The organism is Streptomyces sp. NK08204, from assembly GCF_020400585.1.
GTDB lineage: Bacteria > Actinomycetota > Actinomycetes > Streptomycetales > Streptomycetaceae > Streptomyces.
The window spans coordinates 81,338-108,187 of the sequence record NZ_JAINVF010000016.1; the positions used below are offsets into that span (position 1 = coordinate 81,338).

Consider the following 26,850-nt stretch of genomic DNA (forward strand, 5'->3'; position numbering starts at 1 on the left):
ACCGGCGGAGGCCGAGGGGAGGGTGGCGGTGACCAGCGGGGGAGGTCGGCGGACGGGGGAGCGGTGACTGGCCGGGCGGGCCGGAGGAGGGCGGCGGAGGTGGCTGGGACCGGCGGACGGCGGGGGCCGGGGGGTGGGGCCGACGGAACAGGTTGTCCAGGGTGGCTGGGGGCTGGCGGGACGTCTGCGGTGACCGGCGGAGGCCGAGGGAAGGGCGGCGGTGACCGGCGGGGGAGGTTGGCGGACGGGGGAGCGGTGACTGGCCGGGCGGGCCGGAGGAGGGCGGCGGAGGGTGGCTGGGACCGGCGGGACGGCTGGCGGGGTGAGGCCGGCGGGGTGGCGGGTGGTGACCGGTAGGGAGGCTGGCGGGGTGGCGGGTGGTGACCGGTAGGGGCGCCCCGCCGACTTGCGGTTGGTGCTGGCAGGTGAGGGGAGGGTGGCGGGGGTGATTGGTGGCGGCTGGAGAGATGAGGCAGACGGGACAGCCGGTCGGTGATCTGCGCGAACGCAAAAAGACCTTCAGCTGAATCCAACATGGACGCAAAGAATCACGAAAAGCGTGGCATTCCTCACGCTGCTCACCTGTGAGGCCCTCTGGACAGATGCGCAAGTACGTCGGATGATCAAATGAGTGCGGTCGGCACCGGATGAGCGGCTACGAAGCATCCGGGTCGCGGCCCCCACGGGGCGACAAGACAAAATCCCTCACTTAGGAGCAATCGTGGCGCGCGACAACGCGGCTCCCTCCGTCCTTCCCACCAACCACCGGGAACTGATCTCGTGGGTCAACGAGATCACCGAATTGACGCAGCCGGACAGGGTGGTCTGGTGCGACGGCTCCGAGGCCGAGTACGAGCGGCTGAGCGAGGAGCTGGTGGCCAAGGGCACCTTCAAGAGGCTCGACCCCGTCAAGCGCCCGCACTCCTACTACGCCGCCTCGGACCCGACCGACGTCGCCCGTGTCGAGGACCGGACCTTCATCTGCTCCGAGAAGGAGCAGGACGCGGGCCCGACCAACCACTGGAAGGCCCCCGCGGAGATGCGGGAGATCTTCTCCGGCGAGAAGGGCCTGTTCCGCGGCTCGATGCGGGGCCGCACGATGTACGTCGTCCCGTTCTGCATGGGCCCGCTGGGCTCCTCGCTGTCCGCGATCGGCGTCGAGATCACCGACTCCGCGTACGTCGCCGTGTCCATGCGCACCATGACCCGTATGGGACAGGCGGTCCTCGACGAGCTGGGCGACGAGGGTTTCTTCGTCAAGGCCGTCCACTCCCTGGGTGCCCCGCTGGAGGAGGGCCAGGAGGACGTGCCGTGGCCCTGCAACCAGACCAAGTACATCTCCCACTTCCCGGAGACCCGCGAGATCTGGTCGTACGGCTCCGGCTACGGCGGCAACGCACTGCTCGGCAAGAAGTGCTACGCCCTGCGCATCGCCTCCGTCATGGCCCGCGACGAGGGCTGGCTGGCCGAGCACATGCTGATCCTCAAGCTCACCCCGCCGCAGGGTGAGGCGAAGTACGTGGCCGCCGCCTTCCCGAGCGCCTGTGGCAAGACCAACCTCGCCATGCTGGAGCCCACGGTCTCCGGCTGGACGGTGGAGACCATTGGCGACGACATCGCCTGGATGCGCTTCGGCGAGGACGGCCGTCTGTACGCGATCAACCCCGAGGCCGGCTTCTTCGGCGTCGCGCCCGGCACCGGTGAGCACACCAACGCCAACGCGATGAAGACCCTGTGGGGCAACGCCGTCTTCACCAACGTCGCACTGACCGACGACGGCGACGTGTGGTGGGAGGGCATGACCGAGCAGGCTCCCGCGCACCTGACCGACTGGAAGGGCAACGACTGGACGCCGGCCTCCGAGACCCCGGCGGCCCACCCGAACGCCCGCTTCACGGTGCCCGCCTCCCAGTGCCCGATCATCGCGCCTGAGTGGGAGGACCCGAAGGGCGTGCCGATCTCGGCGATCCTGTTCGGCGGCCGTCGCGCCAGCGCGGTGCCGCTGGTCACGGAGTCCTTCGACTGGAACCACGGTGTCTTCCTGGGCGCGAACGTCGCCTCCGAGAAGACCGCCGCCGCCGAGGGCAAGGTCGGCGAACTGCGTCGCGACCCCTTCGCGATGCTGCCGTTCTGCGGCTACAACATGGGCGACTACATGGCCCACTGGATCGACGTGGCCAAGGACAAGGACCAGTCCAAGCTGCCGAAGATCTACTACGTCAACTGGTTCCGTAAGAACGACGAGGGCAAGTTCGTCTGGCCGGGCTTCGGCGAGAACAGCCGCGTCCTGAAGTGGATCGTGGAGCGCCTCGAGGGCAAGGCCGAGGGTGTCGAGACCCCGATCGGCATCCTGCCGACGCGGGACGCCCTGGACACCAACGGCCTGGAGCTGGCCGACACCGACCTGGACTTCCTGCTCACGGTCGACAAGGAGGTCTGGCGCGAGGAGGCGGCCCTCGTCCCCGAGCACCTCAACACCTTCGGCGACCACACCCCGAAGGAGCTGTGGGACCAGTACCACGCGCTGGTGGAGCGCCTGGGCTGACAGGCCCCGTCAAGGCTCCGCGGCCGGTCGTCGTGCCCTGACCAGCGATCGTCCCGACCGGCCGCGGTGTGAATCGCCAAGCCGATCCGGCCCCGCACAACGGCGTGCGGGGCCGGTCGCGTGTGCCCCCTTGATTGCGAGAACTTTGCCTTGCTTTTATGGTGCCTGCGAGCCTCACTGATCCCAGTGAGGCTCAACCATGCCTGTGGGGGACACAGTTGAATACAGCACACCGTTCCGGACGCCTGGCGGCCACGCTGCTCGCCGCCACCCTCGCCGGAGCCGGCCTGACCGTCGCCGTGGCACCCGTCGCGCACGCGGCGCCGTACGACGCGGTCGCCAAGCTGCCGATCTCGTCGTACTCGGCGATCGCGGTCGACTCCGTGCACGAGCGCGTGTACGTCGCCGACAACAACTTCGGCAGCCAGTTCAATCAGGGCGTCATCGCCGTCTACGCCTTCGACGGCGCGTGGGTCACCACGATCACCACGCCGCGTCACGTCTCCGGTCTCGCACTCAGTGCCGACAGCTCCGTCCTCTACGCCGGTGTGCGGGACCGGGTGCTGACGTACGACACCACCACCTACGCGAACACGGGCGGCGTGTACGGTGCCACGGACACCTGTGGTGGCAGCGTCGCCTTCTCCGGCGGGAAGGCGTACTACACCGCGGCGTACTCGTGGTACATCTCGGACTGCGACAACGCGCACACCGACATGTACTCCTATGACGGCACCACCGTGGCGAGCACCGGCTGGAACGACTTCGGCAGGCTCCAGCTGGAGGCCGGCCCCGGCGACCGGATGGCCGTGGGCCAGCCGCTCAACACGCAGGCGGCCGACCCCTTCCTCGCGGTGTTCGACACCAGCAGCGGAAGCGCGGTCAAGGTCGCCTCCCGCCGATTCGCCGACGCGGACGGCAAGGGCGCGCTGAACTTCAAGGACGTGTCGTTCTCCGCGGACGGCGGCAAGGTGGCGGTCGCCGACGGCACCGCGGGCACGCGGCTGCTGAACACCTCCGACCTGTCGGACGCGGGCACCGCCTATCCGGCGCTCCCGGCCGGCGCGAGCGCGTCCGCCGTGGCCTACAGCGGCGACGGCACGTACCTGGCGCGTGGCGCCGCGGCGAGCGGTGCCACGCCCGACCTGCTGCTGGCGCCCGCCGATCCGACGGACGCCACGGCCCCACTGGAGTTCGCGTTCGAGGGCAGCCTCGACGGTGACCGGGTCGCCCCGCGTGGCCTGCGGTGGTCCGCGGACGGGTCCCGGCTGTTCGCGGTGACCACCAACGCCGCCGGCAACCAGTACTGGCTGCATGTCATCCAGCCCCCGGCCGTCCAGTACGGCGCGCGCTTCACCGGCGACCTCTCCCACAGCCCCGTCCAGGCGGTCGCGGGCGAGCCGCTGGCGGTGCGCGGCAAGCTGGAGTACGACGGACCGGCGCCCGCCGAGCCGCTGAAGGTGAGGGCGACCCGGAAGGACTCGGCCGGCAGCCACGACCTCGGCACCTTCACCGTCAAGGACGACGGCACGTTCACCGTTCTCGACGAGCCCGACCTGACCGGCGACGCCACCTACACGGTGTCCTTCCTCGGCGACCTGACGCACCGCCCCGCCGACGACATCACCACCACCGTGACGGTCGCCAAGGCGCCCACGGCGATCGCTCTCAACGCCCCGGCGGAGGCGACGCTCGACGGCGGTGTCACGATCACGGGCACGTTCACCGCGCAGGGCAAGGCCCTGCCCGAGCGGGCCGTGCTCACGGTCGAGCGGACCGACCGGCTCGGCAGCGGAGTCCTCAGCTCCGTCACCGTCGCCGCCGACGGCACCTTCACCATCAACGACATCCCGCGCACCCGCCGCGAGGTGACCTACGCGGTCAGCTGGCCCGGCGACGACCTGCACGAAGGGTCGAGCGCGCAGGCCACGGTGTTCGTCCGGCGGTGACGCTCCCGCAGTGCTGAGCGGCGACCCGGTCCGCGCGTACCTGCGGGGGCGCGCGGACCGGCGCCGACCGGTTACCCCCTCGGGGTCAGTGAGCGGTGCTGGGGTGCTGAGGCTCGGACAGGGCGGCGGCGTGCGCGTCCATGCGTTCGGCCGCGAGGATCGCCGCGGTCGTGTCGGCGCGGGAGGCGGCGACGACGAGGGCACGGCCGGCGAGCGTGTGCGCGCGACGGTGCAGTGTGGTGGGGTCGCCGTCCGGGGAGAGTGTCGCGCGGGCCGGGGTCTGTCCTCCGCGCAGCCGCGTGACCTGCCCGGCGAGGCGTTCGGACGCCGTGTCCAGGTCGACGCAGGGGGTCAGCGCGCGCAGCTCGTCGGTGACGGTGAGCAGCGCGGCGAGATGCCCGGCGAGCTGGATGTCCAGTTCCTCCTCGCGCGACCGGCGGGGGAGGTCGGGGGCGGTGCCGGCCATCGTGCTGTGGACCGACTTCATACGGATCGGTTCGTACATGGGATGGCCTCCTGCACTTGACAGGAAGCCATCCTAGCTTGGATTGCGTCTAAAATTGTCCCGTGTTGCAGGGTGTGGTCCGCAGGCCACGGTCCGCAGGCCACGGTCCGCTCGGTCACGCCTGGCTGTAACCGTCCAGGAAGGTGCCGATGCGCGTCACCGCGTCCCTGAGATCCCCGATGCTCGGCAGTGTCACCACGCGGAAGTGGTCCGGCTCGGGCCAGTTGAAGCCGGTGCCCTGGACGACCATGATCTTCTCCTGGCGCAGCAGGTCCAGGACCATCCGGCGGTCGTCCTTGATCTTGAAGACCTTGGGGTCGAGACGCGGGAAGAGGTACAGCGCGCCCTTGGGCCGTACGCAGCTCACGCCAGGGATCTGCGTCAGCAGCCCGTATGCGGTGTCCAGCTGCTCCTTCAGTCGGCCGCCCGGCAGCACCAGGTCGTTGATCGACTGGCGTCCGCTGAGCGCGGCGGCCACCCCGTGCTGGCCCGGCACGTTCGCGCACAGGCGCATGTTCGCCAGGATCGTCAGGCCCTCGATGTAGGAGTCGGCGTGCGCACGCGGCCCGGAGATCGACATCCACCCCACGCGGTATCCGGCCACCCGGTAGGACTTCGACATGCCGTTGAAGGTGAGGGTGAGCAGGTCGGGGGCGATCTTCGCGGTCGGGGTGTGGGTGGCGCCGTCGTAGAGGATCTTGTCGTAGATCTCGTCCGAGCAGACCAGCAGGTTGTGCCGGCGGGCGATGTCGGTCAGGCCCTTGAGCATCGCCTCGTCGTAGACCGCGCCCGTGGGGTTGTTCGGGTTGATGATGACGATGGCCTTGGTGCGGTCGGTGACCTTCCGCTCGACGTCGGCGAGGTCGGGCATCCAGTCGGACTGCTCGTCGCAGCGGTAGTGCACCGCGGTACCGCCCGACAGCGACACCGCCGCCGTCCACAGGGGGTAGTCCGGGGCCGGGACCAGGACCTCGTCGCCGTCGTCCAGCAGGCCCTGCATCGCCATCACGATCAGCTCGGAGACGCCGTTGCCGATGAAGACGTGCTCGACGTCCGTCTCGATGCCGAGGGTCTGGTTGTGCATGACGACCGCGCGGCGGGCGGCCAGCAGGCCCTTGGCGTCGCCGTAGCCGTGCGCCGTGGAGACGTTGCGGAGGATGTCCTCGAGGATCTCCGGCGGGCACTCGAAGCCGAAGGCGGCCGGGTTGCCCGTGTTGAGCTTCAGGATGCGGTGACCAGCTGCTTCCAGGCGCATCGCCTCTTCGAGCACCGGGCCCCGGATCTCGTAACAGACGTTGGCGAGCTTCGTCGACTGGATCACCTGCATGCCGTGAGCTTACGGCGCGCTCATGTCTTATGCGTCGTGTTTTACGCCACGTGATCCCCCGTAATTCACGTTGTTATCGATGGCTGCTGTCTCAGGAGTAACTTGCGTCCCTAGAATCCATGGGCATGTCCACCGAACGCGAGTACGAGGTGGGGGCGTACGGCGTGCACGGACCGGTCGATGCAGCCGAGGGTCCGCCGAACGTGTACCACCCGCAGGCGGCCACGGCCCCGTCGTACGAGGAGTACGCCGACCCCGCCGCCGCCCATGGCTGGCAGAGCGCCTACGACGAGACGCGCGAGCTGCCGCCTGCCGTGCTGTCCGCCACGGCCACCACCGTCGACTCCGCCACCCCGCCCACCGCCGACTCCACCGCCGACTCCACCGCCGGCCCGGGCGCCGACCTCGATGCCGACCCCGATGCCGGCCCCGATGCCGGCCCCGATGTCGGCTCCACCGACGCCGACTTCGACGCGCAGGTTCCGCCGTTCGCCGGACCCGGCGAGGAGGGGCAGGGCCGTGCCGACCGCAGGCGGCAGCGGAAGCGTGGTGGCCGCCGCCGGGTGGCCGTCGTCGCGGGTGCCCTCGGCGTGCTCTGCGCGGGCGTGGCGATCGCCGGGCTGGCGGACTCCGGGACCTCGTCGGGGCCGCGTTCCGACGGGCGCCCCAGCACCTCCGGCGACGCTGGGGACGCCACGAGTGCCGACCCGGGCGCCACCACCTCCCCGGCCGCCGGTGACGGCAGCCCCAGTGCCGGCTCGTCCGACGCCTCCAAGGCCTCCGGCACGCCGACGGGCGACGCCGCTACCGGCGCGAGCGGGCAGCCGTCGTCGACCGGCACCTCCCCGGCCGCCGGCACCTCCAAGGCCCCGTCGCCGACGTCCACGCCCGTCGCCACGACGCCCGACAGCACCGACTCCGCGGGAACGGGCAAGGCGCGCGGGCACGGCCCGACCAGGAAGCCGAGGTAGGCGCTCGCCCTCTCCATCGCGCCGATCGGACAGCGCGGCCCGGTGGGTGACGTGGCGTCAGGCCGGATCAGTCGCATACAGGTCCTTGCCCGGGCAACCCCCTCTGACGAGAATGCCCATGACAAGACGGCGGCCGGAAGATCTCCGGCCGCTCACGTCTGCAGAGGGGACCCCCACATGCGCAAGCCTCTCCTTGCCGCGCTCTCCGCCCTGGCCATCGCCGGGCTCGGCGCGGTCCCCGCCGTCGCCGCCCCGCACGCCGAGGCGGCCCGGTCGGCCCACTCGGTCACGGCGGCCGAGGCGGTCACGGCAGCCAAGGCGGTCAACTCGGCCAAGGCGACGACCGTCGACTTCGCCGGCACCGTCTCGCTCAGCAACTGCTCCGGTTCGGTGGTCCGCTTCCCGAACTCCGTCGACACCGACCCCGCGCTCGTCATGACCAACGGCCACTGCCTGGAGACCGGGTTCCCGCAGCCCGGTCAGGTCATCACCGGCCAGTCCTCCAGCCGCACCTTCGGCCTGCTGAACTCCAGGGGCACCAAGGTCGCCACGCTCCGCGCCAACCAGGTCGTCTACTCGACCATGACCGACACGGACGTCACGATCTACCGCCTGACCACCACCTACGCGCAGATCAAGAGCACCTACGGCATCAGCGCGCTCACGGTGAACGACACCCACCCGGTCGCCGGCACCGCCATCAGCGTCGTCTCCGGGTACTGGAAGCGGATCTACAACTGTGACATCGACGGGTTCGTGTACCAGCTGAAGGAGGGCGGCTGGACCTGGAAGGACTCGGTCCGCTACACCTCCGCCTGCAACACCATCGGCGGCACCTCCGGCTCCCCGGTGATCGACACCGCCACCGGCAGGGTCGTGGCCGTCAACAACACGGGCAACGAGAACGGCGAGAGCTGCACGGTGAACAACCCGTGCGAGGTGGACGAGAACGGCAACATCACCGTCCGTCAGGGCATCAACTACGCCGAGGAGACCTACCAGATCCCGGCCTGTTTCACGACCGGCAACCAGCTGGACCTCAGCGCGTCCGGCTGCACCCTGCCCAAGCCGTGACGGCGGCCTGGCCGGGCGTTCGGCGGACCGACCGCCCGGCCAGGACGTCCGTCCGCCGGCCGTCCTCGACGACGAAACGGCCGTCGATCACGACGTACGGGATCCCCGTGGGGAGTTCGCCGGGCGCGGCGGACGGGGCGCCGGCGGCGACCGTGGCCGGGTCGAACAGCACCAGGTCGGCCCGGTAGCCCTCGCGTACCAGCCCGCGGTCCGGCAGCCGCAGCCGGGCCGCAGGCCGCGCGGTGAGACGGGCGACGCACTCCTCCAGGGACAGCACCCCCGACTCCCGCACGTAGTGCCCCAGATAACGCGGGAAGGTGCCGTACGCACGCGGGTGCGGTTCGGCGCCCCGGAGGATGCCGTCCGAGCCGCCGGTGTGGGCGCGGTGCCTCATGATCGCGCGGACGTTCTCCTCGTGGCCCACGTGATGGAGGATCGTCGTGCCGAGCCGGTCTTCGACCAGCAGCCGGTGTGCGACCGCCCACGGGGTCTCGCCGCGCAGCTGCGCCGCCTGCCGGACCGTACGGCCCACGAAGTCGTCCAGGGCCGGGTCGGTGACTCCGGAGACCTCGACCGTGTCCCAGTCCACGGGCACACCGTGGTTGCCGTCCGAGCCGGTCACCTCCAGGACGTGCCGGACGCGTTCGGCGGTCGCCGGGTCGGTGAGACGGGCCAGGGTCTTTGCCGGGCCGCCCTCGCCCGCCCAGCCCGGCAGCAGCGCGGCGAGGGTGGTGCAGCCCGAGGTGTAGGGGTAGCTGTCCAGGGTGATGTCCGCACCGGAGTCCAGTGCCCGGTCGAGCAGGGCGAGGAGCTCGGGGGCGCGGCCCTTGTTCACGTCGAAGTTCAAGGTGGCGTGGGCGAGATGGAGGGGGCAGCCGGCCTCCCGGGCCACGGAGACCATCTCCGCGTACGCCTCCAGCGCGCCGGCGCCGTAGGAGCGGTGGTGCGGGCAGTAGTAGCCGCCGTACTCGGCCACCACCCTGCACAGTTCGGTGAGTTCGGTGTCCGTGGCGTACCGGCCGGGGGTGTAGGTGAGCCCGGACGACAGTCCCACCGCGCCCTGCTCCAGCCCTTCCGCCACCAACCGCCGCATCCGGTCCAGTTCCTCGGCCGTCGCCGCCCGGTCCTCCCAGCCGACGGCGAGCGCACGGACCGTGCCCTGCGGGACCAGGTAGGCCGCGTTGACGGCGATGCCGCGGTCGAGCCGGTCGAGGTACTCGCCGACCGTGCGCCAGTCGAAGTCGATGTCGTCGCCGTACCCGTTCCAGCCGGCGATCGCCCGGCGCACGTCCTCCAGCGTGCGGTCGTCCACGGGCGCGTACGACAGCCCGTCCTGGCCGATGACTTCGAGGGTCACTCCCTGCGCCACCTTCGCGGTGTGTTCGGGGTCGCGCAGCAGGGCCAGGTCGGAGTGGGCGTGCATGTCGATGAAGCCGGGGGAGAGGACCAGGCCCTCCGCGTCCAGCTCGCGCATGGCGCTCGGGCGTTGGCAGCCGGCCGCGGCGGCCTCCTTGACGATCGAGACGATACGGCCGCCGTCGACCACGACATCGGCGCGGTACGACGGTTCACCACTGCCGTCGACCACGTCCGCGTCACGGATGACCAGATCCTCCACGAAGGCTCCCCAGGAGTACGAGCTGCCGGCAGGCGCTGGAAGCGGGTGCGCGCTAGAAGTAGGTGCGGATGTAGTCGACGACCGTCCCGTCCGTCTCGGCCACCGGGATCAGCTGCCACTTCTCGAAGGTCGTGCACGGATGGGACAGGCCGAAGCCGACCCAGTCGCCGACCTCGACGTCCGCCTCCGGGGCGGTGCGCAGCCACAGGTGCTGGTCGGACAGGGCGGTCACCTCGATACCGAGTGCCGGGTGTTCGCCGCCGTTGCGGCGGACCACGTGGGGCACGGGCAGGTCGAGGTCGTAAGGGGCGTCCCGCTTGCCCGCGTTGACGAAGGCCTGGCCGCCGGACGGACGGGAGACGACCTGGGTCCACAGCCGGAACGCCGGCTCCAGGGCACCTTCCTCGGGGACCCGGTTGAACGGGGTGAGCCGGCGGTAGTGCACGTCGTCGTGCGAGACGTACGCACCCGAGCGCAGCAACTTCAGGACCGGCAGCGTCATGCCGGGGATCACGGCGAAGACGTCGGCGACCGCGTCGAACCACTCGCTGCCGCCGGCACTCACCACGATCTCCTCGGCCCCGGCGAACCGTCCCGCCTTGTCGAACTCGACGGCGAGCGCGACCAGCCGCCCCAGCCACTCACGGACCCGCTCCGGGCCGGCACCGGGTACCTGGGCCTCGTACCCCGCCACGCCCACCAGCCGCAGCGCCCGCGTACCGGCCACCGCGTCCGCGACCGCCCGCGCGTCCGCCTCCGTGCGCACACCGGTACGGGCTTCGTCGCCGGCGGCCAGCTCCACGACGACGTCCACCGGCCGTGCGGCGCCGCGCAGGGCCGCGTCCATCAGCTCCACACCGCGCACGGAGTCGACGTAGCAGACGAAGGCGAACTCCGGGTCGGCGGCGAGTTCGGCGGCGATCCAGCGCAGGGCGGGGGCGTCCACCAGCTCGTTGGCGAGGAAGATCCGCCGTACCCCGAAGGCCCGCGCCACCCGCACCTGGTGCGGCACCGCGAGGGTGATGCCCCAGGCGCCGTGCTCGATCTGGCGCTGGAAGAGCTGGGGGGCCATCGAGGTCTTGCCGTGCGGGGCGAAGGCGAGACCGTGCCGGGCGGTGTACGTCTCCATGAGCGCCAGGTTGTGCTCCAGGCGCTCGGCGGACAGGGCGAGGACCGGGGTGGTGAAGCCGCCGGTGAAGAGGTTGCGGCGCTGGGCGGTCAGCTCCGCGACGGTCAGTCCGTCGGCGTCCGGCGGCAGGCCCTTGAAGCGGTGGTCGATGCGTTCCTCGGCCAGGCGGGCGAGCGCTTCGGTGCTCATGGAGCCCCTCTCTGCTGTTGCCGTTGCACTACCTGCAACAGCCATTTCATCTGGTGCTTACTGGTGTCTAGCATCTCGCCGGTACCGGCACGCCCGAATGGGCGAGAAGCCCGAGAAGAGCCAGAAGAGCCAGAAGAGCGAGAAGCCCGAGAAGCCCGAGAAGAGTCAGAAGAGCGAGAAGAGGGAGAAGGCATAGAAGGCCAGAAGAGTGAGAAGTCCGCGCTCATCCCGAAGACCCACACCGCCCCGCCGGCGAAGTTCTCCCAACAGCCGCTACTGCGACGAACAGGGCCTGACCGAGCCGTCCGTCGCCCGGACGACCGTCTACGCCGGCCTCTTTGCCGGGCATCTCATCGAGATCGACGCGCTCGCGGTTCTCGGCTGACTGGTTCCGGCACAGGAAAGTCGTCCATACTGCCGCCGTGGAGCAGCGCATAGGATCGAGCAGCAAGCCCCTGAAGGGGGAGCCCGTCACGGGCGCCGGTTTCGACCCGGCGTTCATCCCGGGACTCACGGGCCCCGCCCCGGCACCGGCCCCGGAGGACGCGAAGCGGGGGCCAGAGCCGGAGACCGCGGAGGCGGGGACGACGGAGGCGGCGCCGGTGGAGAAGCCGGTGGCGCAGGAGGAGACGGTCACCGACGCGGACGACGCACCGCAGGACGCGGCAGGTGACGGTCCCGTCTTCGAGGCGTCCGACCGCCGCGCCAGGATCGTCGCCGACCACAAGGGCGTCCGCCTCAGCCTGGACGAGGAGGCGTGCGAGTTCCGCTGGGACGAGATCGCGGCGGTCGAGACGGAGTCCCCGCGCTTCGGCAAACGCTTCACGATCACCGTCCACACCCCTGACCGCCGCTGGTACCCGATCGAGATCGAGGCGACGGCCAGGGCCGGCTTCAAGGAGTGGGAGTCCCAGCTGGACGAGGTCCTCGACGCGTACTTCGAGGAGGCCTAGCCGGTCGCCCGGGACCTACGGTGGGCGTTCTTGAGCAGCTGCGACACCGCGCCCCTGTACCGGTCGAGGCCCGTTCCCCTGCGAGCGGGCTGAACGGCCGTGGCGTCACGGCAGGGCGTGTACGTGGGCGCCCACCGCGTTCGACCAGGCGTTGCCCGAGGACGCGTCCCAGTTGGTCGACCAGGCCATCGCGCCCCGCAGGTCGGGGTAGGTCCTGGACGGCTTGAAGGAGCCGCAGTTCGTCCCCGCCGTCAGGCAGTCCAGGGCGTTGTCGACGACCGTGGGGGAGACGTAGCCGCTGCCCGCGCCGCTGGTCGAGGCCGGAAGGCCCAGGCCTACCTGGGAGGGTGACAGCCCGCCCTCCAGCTGGATGCAGGCCAGGGCGGTCAGGAAGTCCACGGAGCCCTGGCCGTAGACCTTGCCGTCGCAGCCCAGCATGGAACCACTGTTGTAGTACTGGGTGTTGACGACCGTCAGGATGTCCTTCACGTTCAGCGCGGTCTGGAAGTACGCGCTGGACGTCGACTGCATGTCGAGCGTCTGCGGGGCCATCGTGATGATCAGGGACGAGCCCGCCTTCGCCGACAGCGCGCGCAGGGCCTGGGTCATGTACGTCGCGTTGAGGCCGTTCTCCAGATCGATGTCGACACCGTCGAAGCCGTACGTCTGCATCAACGCGTACACCGAGTTCGCGAAGTTCGCCGCCGACGCCGAGTCGTTGACCGACACGGTGCCGTTCTGGCCGCCGATCGAGATGATCACCTTCTTGCCGGCGGCCTGCTTGGCCTTGATGTCCGCCTTGAACTGGTCGGCCGTGTAGCCGCCGAGACCGGCGGAGTCCAGGGTGAAGCCCACCGCGCCCGGGGTCGAGGTGGCGTCCGCAAAGGCGACGGCGATGATGTCGTACGCGGACGGGACGTCGGAGATCTTCTGGACCGTCGCGCCGTTGTTGAAGTTCTGCCAGTAGCCCGTCACCGCGTGCCTGGGCAGCGCACCGCCTCCGCCGCCTCCGCCGCCGGACGTCGTCGTGGCCGTCACCGTCGCCGATTTCGCCGACTCGCCCGCCGCGTTGGTCGCGGTGACCTGGAAGCTGTACGACGTGGACGCGGCGAGGCCCGTGATCGTGGCCGACGCGCCCGTCACCGCCGTCACCTTCGTGCCGTTCTGGTAGACGTTGTAACCCGTCGCGCCCGTTACCGCGTTCCAGGACAGGGAGGCCGACGAGGACGTCGTACCGGAGACCGTGAGGCCCGCCGGGGCGGCCGGGACCGTGGGGGCGGGGTCGCCGCCACCGCCGCCGTCGGGGCCGTAGACCGAGATGTCGTCGGCGTAGTAGGCGGACTGGCCGTACCAGCCATGGGTGTAGACGGTGACCGAGGTAGTGGACGCACCCGTGGTGAAGGTGGTCGAGAGCTGCGTCCAGGCCGTGGTGTCGGGGGTCCAGGCGGAGACATCGGTGGTGCCGGTGCCGGTCACGCCCAGGAAGGAGTAGCCGCCCCGCACCCAGGCGCTCAGCGTGTACGTCGAGCCGGGCTCGACCGCCACCGTCTGGGTGCACCGGGCGTCGTCCTGGCCGGCCGGGGCTGCCTTCAGGGCCGAAGAGCCGCCGTGCACCGGTGAGGAGACCGTCGTGCCGCTGTTCGCCGTGCAGGTCCAGCCGGTGAGGCCGGACTCGAAGCCGGCGTTCTTGACGTTGTTGACGTCCGCCGCGGACGCGGGGACGGCGGCCAGGCCCGCCAAGGACAGGGCGAGGGCGGTGACGGCGGACCAGGTGGCGGTCCGGGTGGCGATCCGTCCTCTGCGTCTGGGCATGCCTGATGCGCGGTCCATTGGCGCCTCCGGTGGGGGAGTTGAGGGGGAGGGGAGACGGTGGCCACCGTTGCGTACAAGTTGGTCCAGACCAATCGCGCTGTCAAGAGGTCCAGACCGGAACGGCTCGCGAGTCGGCGCTCAACCTGTCCTGTTTTGAAGCGACTTGTGCGCTGTGAGTTCCACGCTGGCTGCACAAACGCTGTTCTCCGGTCATTCGGCCGTGGATACAGTGCTCACATAGTCACGCACTGAAGTCGTCCGGCGCACGGGAGTGACTCCGGTGAGCCCGGCGGGTGTGAAGAGCGGAGTGCTGCGCGTGCCAACTGCCATTGCCGTGACCAGTGCCGACATGGCACTGCCGCCGCAGGACGAACGAACCATGCCCGCCGTCGTGCTGGCCGACCTCGACCGACGGCCGCTGGAGCACACGCTGACCGAACTCCAGGGCGTCATCGAGCAGCACGGGTACGTGGTCGTCGTGTGCTCGCAGGCCACCCCGGAGCCCGTCGTACGGCGCCTGCACACCCTGCGCTCGCTGCTGGAGAGCGACCGGGTCGCCGTCTTCCGCCCCGGACTGCCGCCCCTCGGCATCGCCGTCCTGGCACGGCAGCTGCGCCAGCTCGCCTCCTGCGACCTGACCCCGGGCGTGCTGGCCTCCGCCGGACGGCTGCTCACCCACTACATCCACGCCGGTGCCGTCCTCGGCTCGGTCGCCCGGCTGGACCGCGTTCCCGTCGGCCTCAAGGCACACGCCAAGTCCTGGCTGCCCGGCAGCCAGTTCGCCGTGCTCGCCCACCCCGAGCCGCAGCTCGTGCGGATAGCACCCGGCGCCGCCACGCTCAAGGGTCCCGACTTCAGCACCTGGATGCTCGTCGCGAAGGGGCAGCTGCAGACCGACTGGCTCGCCGGGCTGGCCAAGGAGTGGGGCGTGCAGGGGCTGCGCGAGGCGCCGCTGCCCGCCGAGTCCCCGCTGTGGTGGGGGACCGGCCGCGCGGTCGAGTTCTGCAGCTACCTCGCCGATCTGCCGGTGCTCTACCAGCTCGTCACCTCCGTGCGGCAGAGCACGTGCCACTGGTGCGGCATCGACGTCATCGGCGACCGCTGCGTCTTCTGCTCCGCCACCCCGCCGCCCGCCCACGAACCACCCGCGGCCCGCGCCCTGGAGCAGCGCGCTCCCGGCCGACGGGCCCTGGAGCAAAGTTCCTCGGGCCGCCGCGCCCTGGAACAACGCCCCCCGGAACAACGCCCCCCGGAGCAGCGCACGCCCGCCTGACCGGCGCCGAGAACACTCGCTCACATCCCGCTCGACCGATTCCCCCATGAGGTTGCACGGTTCATGAACTCCCGTCAGCGCCGCGGCGTCATACTCCTGATCCTGTCGGTCCTGTGTGCTCTCGGCGCGTTCGCCGGCGTGCTCTCCGTCATCGACAACGTGCAGTCCAAGGTCGGCCACGAGGTCACCGCCTACCGCGTCAGGTCCGACGTGCAGCCGTACACCGCCCTGGACACCGGCCAGTTCCAGAAGATCAAGATGCCCAGGCGGTGGCTTTCCGGCAACGCCGTGACCGATCTCCGTCAGATCCAGGGCAAGATCGCCGTGACCACCCTGCGTCGGGGCTCCCTGCTCCAGACCGACATGATCGTCGACCAGCCCGCGCTCCAGCCAGGACAGCAAGAGGTCGCCATCATGATCGACGCGGCCACCGGTGTCGCCGGCAAGATCACCCCCGGCTCGCGGGTCAACGTCTACGCCACCTTCGAGGGACAGAAGGACGGCGACCCCGACCAGTCGAAGATCATCGTGACCAACGCCCGCGTCCTCGACGTCGGCCGGATCACCGCCCTCGACCCCGACAGCAGCAAGAACCAGCAGCAGCCCACCGAGGCCGTCCCCATCACCTTCGCGCTGTCCACCCTCGACGCCCAGCGCATCACCTACGCCGAATCCTTCGCCCAGCGGGTCCGGCTCGCCCTGGTGGCCCCCGGCAGTCAGACCAGCGTCCCCGACAAGGACCGCACCTACGAACTCACGACGGACAAGTGAGAGGCGGCCGAGCATGCCCACCAGGATCCTCCCGGCCGGCGCGGACCCGGACGCCGTACGCTCCCTCGTCACCCTGCTCAGCCAGCTCCCCGACGCCGAACCGCAGCCGCCCGTCGGTGATTCCACCCAGCTGGTCGACAGCCTCGCCCGCCTCGCCGCCACGTCGGTCGACGAGCTGCCCGAGGTCGTCGTCGTCCACGAACGCATCGGGCCCATCCCTGCGCTGGAGCTGATCCGCGAGGTCGCCCTGCGCTTCCCGGCCGTCGGCGTGATCCTCGTCACCACCGACGCGAGCCCCGGCCTGTTCGCCGCCGCCATGGACTCCGGCGCCCGCGGCCTGGTCGCGCTCCCCCTCTCGTACGACGAACTCGCCGTCCGGGTACAGGCCGTCGCCCAGTGGTCGACCGGCGTACGACGTCATCTCGGCCACGGCGCCGATGTGTTCAGCGGCGCCGGCGGTACCGTCGTCACGGTCAGCGGGGCCAAGGGCGGGGTCGGCGCGACCCTGGTGGCGATCCAGCTCGCGCTCGCCGCCCAGACCTCCGGCCGGTCCACCGCCCTGGTCGACCTCGACCTGCAGACCGGTGACATCGCCTCCTACCTGGACGTCCAGTTCCGTCGCTCGGTCGTCGACCTCGCCGCCATCACCGACATCTCCCCACGCGTCCTCGCCGACGCCGTCTTCCGCCACGACACCGGCCTGGCCCTGCTCCTCGCACCCGCCGAGGGCGAACGCGGCGAGGAGGTCACCGACCGCGCCGCCCGCCAGATCGTCAGCGCCCTGCGCTCCCGCTACGAGGTGGTCGTGGTGGACTGCGGCGCCCAGCTCGGGGGCGCCGGCGCCGCGGCCGTGGAGACGGCCGACACCGCCCTGCTGGTGGCCACCCCCGACGTGATCGCCGTACGCGCCGCCAAGCGGACCGTGCGCATGTGGGACCGGCTGCAGGTCCGCAAGGCCGAGGAGACGACCCTCGTCGTCAACCGCCACACGCGCGGTACGGAGATCCAGCCCGCCCTCATCCAGCGCATCACCGGCACGGCCCTGGCACGCACGGCCGTCCCCGCCGCCTTCAAGGAACTCCAGGGCGTCGTCGACGCCGGACGCCTGCACGAACTCGACAGCAGGAGCACGGTGAAGCAGGCGCTGTGGGGGCTCGCGGGCGAGCTGGGGCTGGCGAAGGCGGCCGAGGGGCCCTCGCACCGGGGTGGGACACGCAGTTCGGTCGGTTTCCGGCGGCGGAAGGAGTGACGAGCCGATGAGACGCCTGCGAGGGGACGACCGGGGGCAGGTCACCATCGAGTTCCTCGGGATGACCCCGCTGATCGTTCTGACCCTGGTGCTGATGTGGCAGGCCGTGTTGGTGGGGTACACCTTCACGCTCGCGGGGAACGCTGCGGACGAGGCGGTGCGGGCGGGCACAGTGGTGGAGTCGGGGGGTGCGCGTGAGGCCGCGTGCAGGGCGGCGGGGCTGAAGCACCTGTCGGCGGCATGGAGGGGGAGTGCCGAGGTGCACTGTGGTGGAAGCGGCTATGTGACGGCCGAGGTCACGCTGCACGTGCCGGTCCTCTTTCCCGGACTGATCGACTTCCCCGCCCGGGTGCACGGCAAAGCCGGTGCCGTGGAGGAGGAGGTGGAGCGCTGAGATGCCGTACGGGCGCAGACGACGCAGACGTGACAGCGGGCAAGTCGCCATCGAGTACCTCGGGTTCCTCCCCGTCCTGCTGATCGTGGGGCTCGCCGGCATCCAGATCGGGGCGGTCGCCTACGCGGCCGAGCAGGCCGGTACGGCGGCTCGGGCGGGAGCGCGGGCGGCCTCCTTGGGGAAGGGGGCACAGGAGGCGTGTGACCAGGCGGCCAGTCTCAAGGTGAACTGCTTCGCCGAACGGGGCGGCGACTCGGTCACCGTCACCGCCAGCGTCACCATCCCCAAGATCCTCTGGGGATTCGGCGATGCCCGCAAGACCGCCACCATGCCCATGTCCCGCGACGACTGACCGAGGAGAACGAACCGATGAGCCTGCGGGCACGCATCAACACTCCCGAGGAGCACGGCAGTCGGGGCGAGGACGGTCACCTGGTCGCCGCCTACCGGGCCAAGCTGCTGGAGGAGATCGACCTCGCGGAGATGAGCGCGCTGGCCGCCGCCGAGCGCCGGGCCCGGCTCGAACGGGTGCTCGGGCACATCATCAGCCGTGAGGGCCCGGTGCTGTCGACCGTGGAGCGCTCGCAGCTGATCCGCCGGGTGGTGGACGAGGCGCTCGGCCTCGGCATCCTGGAGCCACTGCTCGAAGACGCGTCGATCACCGAGATCATGGTGAACGGACCCGACGCGATCTTCGTCGAGCGCGGCGGCCGGGTCGAGCAGTTACCGCTGCGCTTCGTGTCCGCGGACCAGCTGATGCAGACCATCGAGCGGATCGTGTCGACGGTCAACCGCCGGGTGGACGAGTCCAACCCGATGGTCGACGCCCGGCTGCCGTCCGGCGAGCGCGTCAACGTCATCATCCCGCCGCTGTCGCTGACCGGCCCCACGCTCACCATCCGCCGCTTCCCGCGCTCCTTCACGCTCCAGGAGCTGATCGGCTTCGGCTCGCTCGACGAGCACATGACGTTCCTGCTGGCGGGCCTGGTGCAGGCGAAGTTCAACATCATCGTCTCGGGCGCCACCGGCACCGGAAAGACGACCTTGCTGAACGCCCTGTCCGGGCTGATCCCGCCGCACGAACGCATCATCACCATCGAGGACTCCGCCGAACTCCAGCTCCAGCAGACGCACGTCGTCCGGCTGGAGTCACGGCCACCCAACGTCGAGGGCAAGGGCGAGGTCACCATCCGGGACCTGGTGCGCAACTCGCTGCGCATGCGGCCCGACCGGATCGTCGTCGGCGAGGTGCGCGGCGGGGAGTCCCTCGACATGCTGCAGGCGATGTCCACGGGCCACGACGGCTCCCTCGCCACCGTGCACGCCAACAGCGCCGAGGACGCCCTCACCCGCCTGCAGACCCTCGCCTCCATGTCCGACGTGGAGGTCCCCTTCGTCGCCCTGCACGACCAGATCAACAGCGCCGTGGACGTCATCGTGCAGCTCACCCGGTTCGCCGACGGTGCCCGCCGCATCACCGAGATCGCGCTGCTCGACAGCCACGGCGGGGAGCCGTACCGGCTGGCCACCGCGGTCCGCTTCCACGCCCAGCCCATGACCCCCGACGGCCGGGTGTACGGCACCTTCGAGTACTTCCCGCTGCCGCGCCGCACCGCCGACCGCCTCTACATGGCGAGCCAGCCCATCCCGCAGGCCTTCGGAGTCGCCCGCTCCGCGGACCAGCTCGCCACCCGAGAAGCCAGGTAGGACCAAGGACCATGGAACTCCACACCCTCGTCCAGCTGACCACCGGCGTCGCCCTGCTGACCTGCGTCCTGGCCGTCGCCGGCGTGCACAGCTACGCCGCGGGCCGGGCCCAGCGGGCGGTGCTGATCGACCGCCTCTCGCACACCGGGCAGCCACAGGCCACCGGCCGCCGGCGTCGCTTCCGCAACCTGGACCGGCGGCTGCGCCGTACGACGCTGGGCCGGAAGCTGGAGCTGCGGCTGGCGGCCACCGGCCTGGACGTCACCCCGGGCGAGTTCTTCGCCGGCATGCTCGCCACCGTCGCCGCACTGTGGCTGATCGGCCAGGCGACTCTGGCGCCCTTCTTCGGCCCCCTGGCAGGCCTCCTGGGCATCTGGGCAGCCCTTCAGTTCCTCAACTGGCAGCGCCAGAAACGCATCGAGCGCTTCATCAACCAACTCCCCGAACTGGCCCGCATCCTGGCCAACGCCACCCAGGCGGGCCTCGCCCTGCGCACCGCGATCGGCATGGCCGCCGAGGAGCTGGAGGCCCCGGCGGGCCAGGAACTCGCCAAGGTCGCCGACCAGCTGGCGATCGGCCACTCCATGGACGACGCGCTCGGCGAACTCGCCGACCGGCTGCCGTCCCGGGAACTCGTCGTCCTGGTCACCACCCTGGTCCTGTCCAACCGCGCGGGCGGCCAGGTCGTCTCCGCCCTGCGGAACCTCACCGAGACGCTGGAGGAGCGCAAGGAGACCCGTCGCGAGATCCGCACCCAGCTCTCCCAGGTGACCATGACCTCGTACGCCGTCCCCGTGCTCGGCGTCGGCGCCCTGTTCCTGATGAACGCCGTCAAGGACGGCGCCCTGGACCGCATGACCGGCTCACCGATCGGCCAGGCCTGCGTGACCATCGCGTTCGCCCTGTACGCCGTCGGCTTCGTCCTCATCCGGCGCCTGAGCCGGATCGATGTCTGAGGGGGACGGCCCGATGGCACACGGACTCCTGGGACTCCTCCTGGCCCTGACGGCGGGCGCGAGCGTCTGGGGCATCTTCGCGGGCATCCGCATGTACCGCGCGGACGCCAAGCTCCCCGGCGACCTCGCCGTCGCCCTGGAGGTCGGGGCCACCCGCACCGGCGCGGTCGGCTCCGTCGTCGACCGCCTGGGCATGCGCTACGCCCCCGCCGTCCTGCGCCTGATGGGGCCCCGCCTGGTCGCCAGGTACCGCCGCAAGATCGACCTCGCGGGCAACCCCGGCGGCCTGACCATCGACCGCTACGCGGCCCGCCGCGCGGTCTACGGGGCGCTGGGGGCCGTCGGCTTCCTGGTCTTCCTCCTCCGCGGCCAGTGGTTCGTCGCCCTGCTGCTCCTGCTCTTCGGCGCGTTCTGGACGGAGGTGGGCATCTGGTCGGCGATCCGGATCCGCAAGGACGTGATCGAGCGGACCCTGCCCGACTTCCTGGACGTGCTCGCCGTGGTGGTGAGCGCGGGCCTCGGCTTCCGGCAGGCCATGGACCGGGTGGCCTCGCGGTACGAGGGCCCGTGGGCCGACGAACTCCGCATCACACTGCGCCAGATGGACCTCGGCATGAGCCGCCGCCAGGCCTTCGCGGAACTGCGGCGCAGGAACGACTCCGAGCAGGTCGCCATGTTCGTCACGGCCTTGCAGCAAGGGGAGGAACTGGGCGCACCCATCGTCGACACCCTCGTCGCCCTGGCCAAGGACATGCGTCGCACCGACGCCCAGAACGCCCGCCGCAAGGCCGCCCGCGCAGTCCCCAAGGCCACGCTGATGATCACCACCTTCATGGTCCCGGCGACCATGCTCCTCCTGGCCGCGGGACTGCTCCTGGGCTCGGGCGTGGACTTCGGCTCGCTCACGGGGAAGTGAGGGGCGGGGTGGCGGTGGGGGCTGTGTTCCGGCGGGGCGGCTGGAGACGGTCGGCGAGGGAGGGGGCGTGGTTCCGGTCGGCGCGGTGGAGGCGGTTCCGGCCGACTGAGGAGCCCCGGCAGCCGGAACAGGCCCGGTGCCGGCCGACTGAGGAGCCCCTGCCGTCGGGACAGGCCTGGTTACGGCCGACGGAGGAGTCCGAGTTCCGGCCGACTGAAGAGGCCCGGCCCTCGGAACCGGCCCGGAACCGGCCCTCGGAGAAGATCCAGGTCCGTGCCCTGCAGGCCATGTGCCGGCAGGTCTTCGGCTTCCGGCTCGCCATGATCGCCCTGGCCGCCCCCGCCGCCCTGCTCAACGCGGCCCCCGGCATGGGCACCCGCCTGGTCGGAGCGGCCGTCGTCGTCACCTTCATGGTGTCGTACGTCCTCTTCCGCGACTGGGAACGCTTCGGCCCCCTCCTCCTGCGCCACCCCAGCCTCCTCGCCGCCGACACCCTCTTCGGCTCCCTCCTCCTCGTCTCGGCGGGTCCGGACACCACCCTCGCCTACGTCAGCGTGTGCACCCCGCTGCTGGCCGGCCTGGTCTACAGCTGGCGCGGCGCTGCCTGCTTCGCCTCCCTGCAGTCCCTGATCCTGCTCCTGGTCCACGCCACGCTGAAGGACGACCGCCGAACGGGCGTGGCCGAGTCCCTGCTCCTGCCCGGCCTGTGCGTCATCGCCGGGGCCATGGGCTCCACCCTGCGCAACCTGATGCTCCGTTTCGGCGCGGCGACCGAGGCCCTGACGACGGTGCGGGCCCGGCTTGCGGCGACGGAGGCGGTGAGCGCGGAACGGGCCCGGCTGGCACGCGAGATGCACGACTCGCTGGCCAAGACCCTGTACGGCGTGGCCCTCGCGGCGGACGGCCTGGCGGCGACGGCCTCCGCCGCCGCCCCTGACCCGGCTCGCATCCGGGAACAGGCGGAACTGGTCTCCCGCTCGGCACGCCGGGCGGCGGCGGAGTCACGGCACCTGCTGACGGAGCTGCGCCGGGACCCGCCCACGGCCGAGGGCCGGCCGATGGACATGTGGCGCCAACTCGCCCTGCTGATCGAGGATGTCAGCAGCCGTACCGGCCTTGTGGTGACCTACGACGGCCCGGCGGCCGGCAGCACCCCAGCCGTGCCCGCCCCATTGGCCCGCCACCTCCTCTCCATCGCCGCGGAGGCGCTGGAGAACGCCCACCGGCATGCGTCGGCGACCCGCGTCGAGGTGCGCGGGGGAGTCCGCGGCGAGCTGCTGCGCCTCAGCATCCACGACGACGGATGCGGCCTCCCGCCCGACACCACCCTGGAACACCTGCGCCGCTCCGGCCATTTCGGCCTGCTCGGCATGGTGGAACGGGCCGCACAGGCGGGCGCCCGCATCAGGGTCGGGCGAGGCGGCCATGAACGGGGCACGGAGGTTCGCGTGGAACTTCCCCTGACCGCACTCCAGGAAATGTGAAAGGGCGGAGAGGAGTCACAAGATGGAGCACAGGCACCCCTGGCGGGCCTTCCCGCCCCCCACCGCGCCGGCGCCTCTGCGGGTGCTGGTGGCCGACGACAACCCCGTGGTCCGGGCGGGCCTCACGGCCCTCCTCTCGGGCCATGAGGACACCACGGTGGTGGCGGAGGCGGCGGACGGCCGGCAGGCCTACGAGGCGGCGCTCAGGCACCGGCCGGACGTCATCCTGCTCGACGTCCGCATGCCGGGCGTCGACGGAATCTCGGCGTTGCCGCACCTGGTGCGGCTGGCTCCGGTCATGATGCTCACGTACAGCCATGAGACGCAGACCGTGCGGGAGGCATTGCGCCTGGGCGCCGGGGGATACCTGGTCCACGGTGAGTTCACGACGGAGCAGCTGGTGAGGGCGGTACGGGACGTACGGGAGGGGCGGCCTCATGTGACGCCGGGCGCGGCACGGGCGTTACTGGTCGAGCTGCGTGAGAGTGCGAATGCACACGAAGCTGCGGAACGTCCTGTTCCTGTAAGGGAAAGTGCGCCCGAAGAGCTTTCGCAGGTGCAATCCAGTGTGGGAAAGTCGTTCCGGTCGGCGTTCCAACTGAGCACCAGAGAGGCGGAGATCATGGACCTCATCGCGTCCGGCATGACCAACCAGCAGATCGCCGCCGTGTGTTTCATCAGCGAGAAGACCGTCAAGAACCACATCAACCGCATCTTCGCCAAGCTCCACACCACCACCAGATCCCAGGCGACGGCCAAGTGGCTGGGGGTGGCCTGAGATGACCTGGGTCCGCGATTGGGTCCTGGGACCCTCTGCCAGGTGGGACGAGCCGCAGTACGGTGCCGGGATCGCAGGTCGAGCTGGAGGGGAAGACCGTGAGCAAATGGTTCCACACCACCGTCGCGTACTTACAGGCCCACGCCGCCCGCGACGACCGGGGGCAGACCGCGGTGGAATACCTAGGCATCATCGCCGTGGTGGTGGCGATCGTGCTGGCGATCACGGGTACGAGCATCGGGCAGACGATCTTCGACGCGATCAGGACGAAGATCTCAGAGGTGACGAGCGGCTGATCCACTCACGCCGGTCCGGTGACGCAGGGCAGGCCTTCCCCATCTACATCACGGTGGCGGCGGGCCTGCTTTTCCTTGCGTTGGCCTACCTTGCTGTCGGCCAGGCCGCGGTGAACCGGAGCGGCGCCCAGACCGCAGCAGATGCGGCGGTGCTTGCGGCAGCTCAGAAAACCCGGGACCAGCTCGCGGACCTGTGGGTGCACGACGTACTCGACCCGGCCAAGTGGCAGGACATCTTCGACGGACACGGGGCAGGCGACTCCTGCGCGCGTGCGTATCAGCTCGCTGCACAGAACAGCGCCCAGGTGGAGCACTGCTGGCATCACACGCTTTCTTACGACGTCGCCGTCAGGACGAACAAGAAAGTCGGACACTCTGTGGTCCCCGGCACCGAGGACTTCCAGTCGACGGCTTCCGCCCGTGCCGTGATCGAGCCGCTCTGTGAGTTCAAGCTTCCCGCGGCGCACGCGGGCCACGACAAACTGCCACGACTCAACTGCAAGGACCGGCAGTGGGATCTGAAACCGGAGGACCTCACCGAGCTTCCGAGGCCGGAGGATCTCTTCGACGTCCACCTGGCCGCCGACCGATAGGCGAACGACGAGTGAAGAAGGAAGCGGAGCGATGAGCATTCGGTTCACTGCGAAGGCTCGCAAGGGGACGGTCGCGCTCGTCCTTGCGGCCGGCCTGGCCCTCGGTGTGGCCGGTTGCGGCGGCGGCCACGCGGACAAGAAGTCACAGGCGTCGGCATCGGCTTCCAAAGCCGGCGGATCCGGGCCGAGCACCCAGGAGGGGCAGTCGGACGATCCTTTGGCCGAACTGCAGGGCTCGGACGGTCTGCTTCTCCGGATCACTTCCGCTCAACGTGATTCCGGTGGCTTCGTCACCGTGAACGGCACCCTGAAGAACGATGGAGCCAAGAGCGCCCTCATCCCGTCCGCGCTGAGCGGCAACGAAACCGAGATCATCAGGAACGGCACTTCGCTGGGAGGCGCCACACTGGTCGATCCCAAGGGCAAGAAGCGGTACTACGTCCTGCGCGACACAGATGGCCGTCCTTTGACCACCACCGGTCTCTCGTCACTCAAGGCCGGTGACAGCCTCGCGGTGTTCATGCAGTTCCCCGCACCCCCGGCGAATGCCACCCAGGTGGAGTTCCAGCTGCCGACGTTCTCCTCCGCCACCATCCAGATCTCCGGGTGAGGCTCCCGTGACCGTGACCACACCACGCGTCCCCCTGGCCCTGACCGCCGCCGTCCTCCTGGTGGCAGCGAACCTCTGGTCCGCCGCCCTCGCCCGTGCAGACGACTCCGGACCGAGTGAACCTCCGGGGACCGAGCCCTCCGCATCCGCCCCCGTGAAGGTCGACCCCACCGACCCGGATCTCAAGCTCCCCGACGGGGCCACCCTCGCCGAGCCGAAGGTGTTGGACATCAAGTCGGTCGTGGAGGACCAGAGCGGAGACGAGCGGCGCGAGGACACCAACGCCGACGTGACCTTCGCTCTCCAGGCCGAGGTGCTGTTCGGCAAGAACAGCGCCGGTCTCGGTGCGGACGCCAAGGCCCGTATCGGCGCCATCGCCGAGGAGATCAGGAAGCAGAACGCGACGCAGGTACGCGTCTTCGGCTTCACCGACGACCTCGGCTCCGCCACCCATGGCGACCTCCTGTCCAGGCAGCGTGCCAACGCCGTGCAGGCCGTGCTGGACCAGGACCTGAACGACCCGGACATCACCTTCGAGGTCCGCGGCTACGGCGAGCAGTACCCGATCGCCGACAACTCCACCGAGGAGGGCCGGAAGAAGAACCGCCGGGTCGAGGTCTCCTTCCCGCGCACGGCGAGCTGACCGTACCCGCGGTCGGGAAGCGGTCCAGGTCCGCCGCTCACTCGACGATCGGCAGATTCGTTCCCGGCCGGGGGACTGTGACCAGGCCCTTTCCGCGCCGGGGGTGGAACGGATCTGCCGATTTCCGCTGCTACAGCGGCTCGACGGTCACTCGTGTTCCCACCCTCATCCCCCACTCGGCCATGGCACCCGACTCCGCCTCCAGTACGTGCCGGGAACGGAGCCGGGGGAGGCCGCAGCGGCCCGGCCTCATCGTGTGCACGGCTATGACGGTGAGATGGCGGTCCAGGTAGGCGACATCGATGGGGAAGCGCATACGGAAGGTGTGCACGCTGTTGGCCGGCGAGAGCAGCATCGCCCCGTCGACCGAGTTCCGGCCCAGCAGCCCCTTCGTACGGGCCCGGTACGAGGCCGCTATCTCCAACGGCAACACGACCGCCGGGCCACCCCCGCCCCCGGGCACGATCAGCCTGCCGCGCCCGTCCTGCCAGCGTCTCCCCATGGCGCCCCTTCTCATCTCCTGCCGTCACTACCCTGCCCTGCCCACCAGGAAGCGGCCCATGTCCGTCGGAGGCGTTGTCAGTGGTGCCTGCCACACTGCCTGGCATGACCGACATGCGGGCGGACACCCGGCCCGACGACGTGTGCCTGCGGGCCGTGATCGACGACGACCTCGAACTGTTCCTCGCCTACGAGCACGACCCGGAAGCCGTCCGGCGGTCGAGATTCGCGCCCCGGCCGCGGGAGGCGTTCCTCCGGCACTGGCGCGAGCGGGTGCTCCCGGACCCCGACTGCCTCGTGCGGACGGTCGTCGTGGACGGGGAGGCCGCCGGGAACGTCGTGTCCTGGACGGAAGGTGAGCGGCGCTTCGTCGGGTACTGGCTCGGCCGGCCTTACTGGGGGCGCGGCATCGGCACCCGGGCCCTCGCGCTGTTCCTGCGGGAGGACCGCACCCGGCCCCTGTACGCCGACCCCTTCTCCGGCAACACCGCCTCGGTCCGCCTCCTGGAGAGCCACGGCTTCGCACGTGCCGGCACGGTCCGCCACGGGGAGGACGAGCACGTCCTGCTCGTCCTCGGGGAGCCCGGCGGGCCCCACGCCTGAGCCA

General features: G+C 70.6%; 26 protein-coding genes and 1 pseudogene. 21 read left to right on the plus strand and 6 right to left on the minus strand.

From position 1 onward, the window contains the following. Nucleotides 1-721 precede the first annotated feature (721 nt). Both K7G59_RS23135 and K7G59_RS23140 read left to right on the plus strand, forming a co-directional pair. Nucleotides 722-2,545 carry a phosphoenolpyruvate carboxykinase (GTP) gene (locus K7G59_RS23135; RefSeq protein ID WP_225837234.1) on the plus strand — a complete coding sequence of 608 codons (1,824 nt, stop codon included), beginning with the start codon at nucleotides 722-724 and terminating at the stop codon, nucleotides 2,543-2,545. A gap of 158 nt (nucleotides 2,546-2,703) precedes the next feature. Then, nucleotides 2,704-4,494, plus strand: a complete 1,791-nt coding sequence (locus K7G59_RS23140; protein ID WP_374114263.1) for an Ig-like domain repeat protein — start codon at nucleotides 2,704-2,706, stop codon at nucleotides 4,492-4,494. Nucleotides 4,495-4,579: 85 nt separating this feature from the next. Here the strand turns inward: K7G59_RS23140 and K7G59_RS23145 are convergent, their stop codons facing one another. Together K7G59_RS23145 and K7G59_RS23150 are read right to left on the minus strand one after the other, a co-directional pair. Next, nucleotides 4,580-4,999, minus strand: a complete 420-nt coding sequence (locus K7G59_RS23145) for a hypothetical protein (RefSeq protein WP_225837239.1) — start codon at nucleotides 4,997-4,999, stop codon at nucleotides 4,580-4,582. A gap of 115 nt (nucleotides 5,000-5,114) precedes the next feature. Then, a complete protein-coding gene (locus K7G59_RS23150) occupies nucleotides 5,115-6,326 on the minus strand; it encodes a pyridoxal phosphate-dependent aminotransferase (protein WP_225837240.1) in 1,212 nt (403 codons plus the stop codon). 125 nt (nucleotides 6,327-6,451) lie between these two features. Between K7G59_RS23150 and K7G59_RS23155 the strand changes: the two genes are divergently transcribed. Then, nucleotides 6,452-7,297: a hypothetical protein gene (locus K7G59_RS23155; protein WP_225837241.1), complete on the plus strand. Its 846-nt coding sequence runs from the start codon at nucleotides 6,452-6,454 to the stop codon at nucleotides 7,295-7,297. A gap of 177 nt (nucleotides 7,298-7,474) precedes the next feature. Continuing rightward, on the plus strand, nucleotides 7,475-8,371 hold the full coding sequence (locus K7G59_RS23160) for a serine protease (protein WP_225837242.1): 897 nt from the start codon (nucleotides 7,475-7,477) through the stop codon (nucleotides 8,369-8,371). On the opposite strand, the gene K7G59_RS23165 is transcribed toward K7G59_RS23160, so the two are convergent. Together K7G59_RS23165 and K7G59_RS23170 are read right to left on the minus strand one after the other, a co-directional pair. Continuing rightward, nucleotides 8,337-9,989: an amidohydrolase family protein gene (locus K7G59_RS23165; protein WP_225837243.1), complete on the minus strand. Its 1,653-nt coding sequence runs from the start codon at nucleotides 9,987-9,989 to the stop codon at nucleotides 8,337-8,339. The two genes, K7G59_RS23160 and K7G59_RS23165, sit on opposite strands and share 35 nt — an antisense overlap. 52 nt (nucleotides 9,990-10,041) lie before the next feature. Next, nucleotides 10,042-11,307 (minus strand): amino acid deaminase, encoded by a 1,266-nt coding sequence (locus K7G59_RS23170; RefSeq protein WP_225837244.1) that lies wholly within the window; start codon nucleotides 11,305-11,307, stop codon nucleotides 10,042-10,044. A gap of 274 nt (nucleotides 11,308-11,581) precedes the next feature. Here K7G59_RS23170 and K7G59_RS23175 point away from each other — a divergent pair. Next, nucleotides 11,582-11,692 (plus strand): annotated as a pseudogene (locus K7G59_RS23175) (RidA family protein); the annotation flags it as partial. Nucleotides 11,693-11,729: 37 nt separating this feature from the next. Beyond that, on the plus strand, nucleotides 11,730-12,260 hold the full coding sequence (locus K7G59_RS23180) for a hypothetical protein (protein ID WP_225837245.1): 531 nt from the start codon (nucleotides 11,730-11,732) through the stop codon (nucleotides 12,258-12,260). 105 nt (nucleotides 12,261-12,365) lie between these two features. Here the strand turns inward: K7G59_RS23180 and K7G59_RS23185 are convergent, their stop codons facing one another. After that, nucleotides 12,366-14,090, minus strand: coding sequence for a glycoside hydrolase family 18 protein (locus K7G59_RS23185; protein WP_308295079.1), 1,725 nt, complete (start codon nucleotides 14,088-14,090; stop codon nucleotides 12,366-12,368). Between the two features lie 331 nt (nucleotides 14,091-14,421). Between K7G59_RS23185 and K7G59_RS23190 the strand changes: the two genes are divergently transcribed. The 14 genes from K7G59_RS23190 (at nucleotide 14,422) to K7G59_RS23255 (ending at nucleotide 25,742) form a co-directional block, all read left to right on the plus strand. Further along, a complete protein-coding gene (locus tag K7G59_RS23190; RefSeq protein WP_263976670.1) occupies nucleotides 14,422-15,345 on the plus strand; it encodes a hypothetical protein in 924 nt (307 codons plus the stop codon). Nucleotides 15,346-15,408: 63 nt separating this feature from the next. Further along, nucleotides 15,409-16,116: a Flp pilus assembly protein CpaB gene (gene cpaB, locus K7G59_RS23195; protein ID WP_225837249.1), complete on the plus strand. Its 708-nt coding sequence runs from the start codon at nucleotides 15,409-15,411 to the stop codon at nucleotides 16,114-16,116. Nucleotides 16,117-16,129: 13 nt separating this feature from the next. After that, the gene (locus tag K7G59_RS23200) at nucleotides 16,130-17,365 is read left to right on the plus strand and encodes an AAA family ATPase (protein ID WP_225837251.1); all 1,236 of its coding nucleotides are present in this window, start codon (nucleotides 16,130-16,132) and stop codon (nucleotides 17,363-17,365) included. 7 nt (nucleotides 17,366-17,372) lie between these two features. Beyond that, on the plus strand, nucleotides 17,373-17,759 hold the full coding sequence (locus tag K7G59_RS23205) for a TadE/TadG family type IV pilus assembly protein (protein ID WP_225837253.1): 387 nt from the start codon (nucleotides 17,373-17,375) through the stop codon (nucleotides 17,757-17,759). A 1-nt stretch (nucleotide 17,760) separates the two neighbouring features. Continuing rightward, nucleotides 17,761-18,111, plus strand: coding sequence for a TadE/TadG family type IV pilus assembly protein (locus K7G59_RS23210; RefSeq protein ID WP_225837255.1), 351 nt, complete (start codon nucleotides 17,761-17,763; stop codon nucleotides 18,109-18,111). A gap of 17 nt (nucleotides 18,112-18,128) precedes the next feature. Continuing rightward, nucleotides 18,129-19,466, plus strand: coding sequence for a CpaF family protein (locus K7G59_RS23215; RefSeq protein ID WP_225837257.1), 1,338 nt, complete (start codon nucleotides 18,129-18,131; stop codon nucleotides 19,464-19,466). 11 nt (nucleotides 19,467-19,477) lie between these two features. After that, nucleotides 19,478-20,422: a type II secretion system F family protein gene (locus tag K7G59_RS23220; protein ID WP_225837259.1), complete on the plus strand. Its 945-nt coding sequence runs from the start codon at nucleotides 19,478-19,480 to the stop codon at nucleotides 20,420-20,422. A 28-nt stretch (nucleotides 20,423-20,450) separates the two neighbouring features. Further along, complete coding sequence (locus K7G59_RS23225; protein WP_225837345.1) at nucleotides 20,451-21,338, plus strand: DUF5936 domain-containing protein; 888 nt, start codon at nucleotides 20,451-20,453, stop codon at nucleotides 21,336-21,338. 287 nt (nucleotides 21,339-21,625) lie between these two features. Continuing rightward, nucleotides 21,626-22,822, plus strand: coding sequence for a histidine kinase (locus tag K7G59_RS23230; RefSeq protein WP_225837261.1), 1,197 nt, complete (start codon nucleotides 21,626-21,628; stop codon nucleotides 22,820-22,822). A gap of 22 nt (nucleotides 22,823-22,844) precedes the next feature. After that, the gene (locus K7G59_RS23235) at nucleotides 22,845-23,600 is read left to right on the plus strand and encodes a response regulator transcription factor (RefSeq protein WP_225837265.1); all 756 of its coding nucleotides are present in this window, start codon (nucleotides 22,845-22,847) and stop codon (nucleotides 23,598-23,600) included. 98 nt (nucleotides 23,601-23,698) lie between these two features. Beyond that, the gene (locus tag K7G59_RS23240) at nucleotides 23,699-23,896 is read left to right on the plus strand and encodes a Flp family type IVb pilin (RefSeq protein ID WP_225837267.1); all 198 of its coding nucleotides are present in this window, start codon (nucleotides 23,699-23,701) and stop codon (nucleotides 23,894-23,896) included. Next, on the plus strand, nucleotides 23,896-24,489 hold the full coding sequence (locus K7G59_RS23245) for a pilus assembly protein TadG-related protein (RefSeq protein ID WP_374114266.1): 594 nt from the start codon (nucleotides 23,896-23,898) through the stop codon (nucleotides 24,487-24,489). The genes K7G59_RS23240 and K7G59_RS23245 overlap by 1 nt, the downstream gene beginning before the upstream one ends. A 31-nt stretch (nucleotides 24,490-24,520) precedes the next feature. Next, entirely contained in the window at nucleotides 24,521-25,099 is a 579-nt protein-coding gene (locus K7G59_RS23250) for a hypothetical protein (protein WP_225837269.1), read from the plus strand. A gap of 7 nt (nucleotides 25,100-25,106) precedes the next feature. Beyond that, complete coding sequence (locus K7G59_RS23255; protein ID WP_225837271.1) at nucleotides 25,107-25,742, plus strand: OmpA family protein; 636 nt, start codon at nucleotides 25,107-25,109, stop codon at nucleotides 25,740-25,742. 130 nt (nucleotides 25,743-25,872) lie between these two features. On the opposite strand, the gene K7G59_RS23260 is transcribed toward K7G59_RS23255, so the two are convergent. Next, complete coding sequence (locus K7G59_RS23260; protein ID WP_225837273.1) at nucleotides 25,873-26,244, minus strand: DUF192 domain-containing protein; 372 nt, start codon at nucleotides 26,242-26,244, stop codon at nucleotides 25,873-25,875. Nucleotides 26,245-26,348: 104 nt separating this feature from the next. Here K7G59_RS23260 and K7G59_RS23265 point away from each other — a divergent pair, with 104 nt between their 5' ends. After that, complete coding sequence (locus tag K7G59_RS23265; RefSeq protein WP_225837275.1) at nucleotides 26,349-26,846, plus strand: GNAT family N-acetyltransferase; 498 nt, start codon at nucleotides 26,349-26,351, stop codon at nucleotides 26,844-26,846. Nucleotides 26,847-26,850 lie beyond the last annotated feature (4 nt).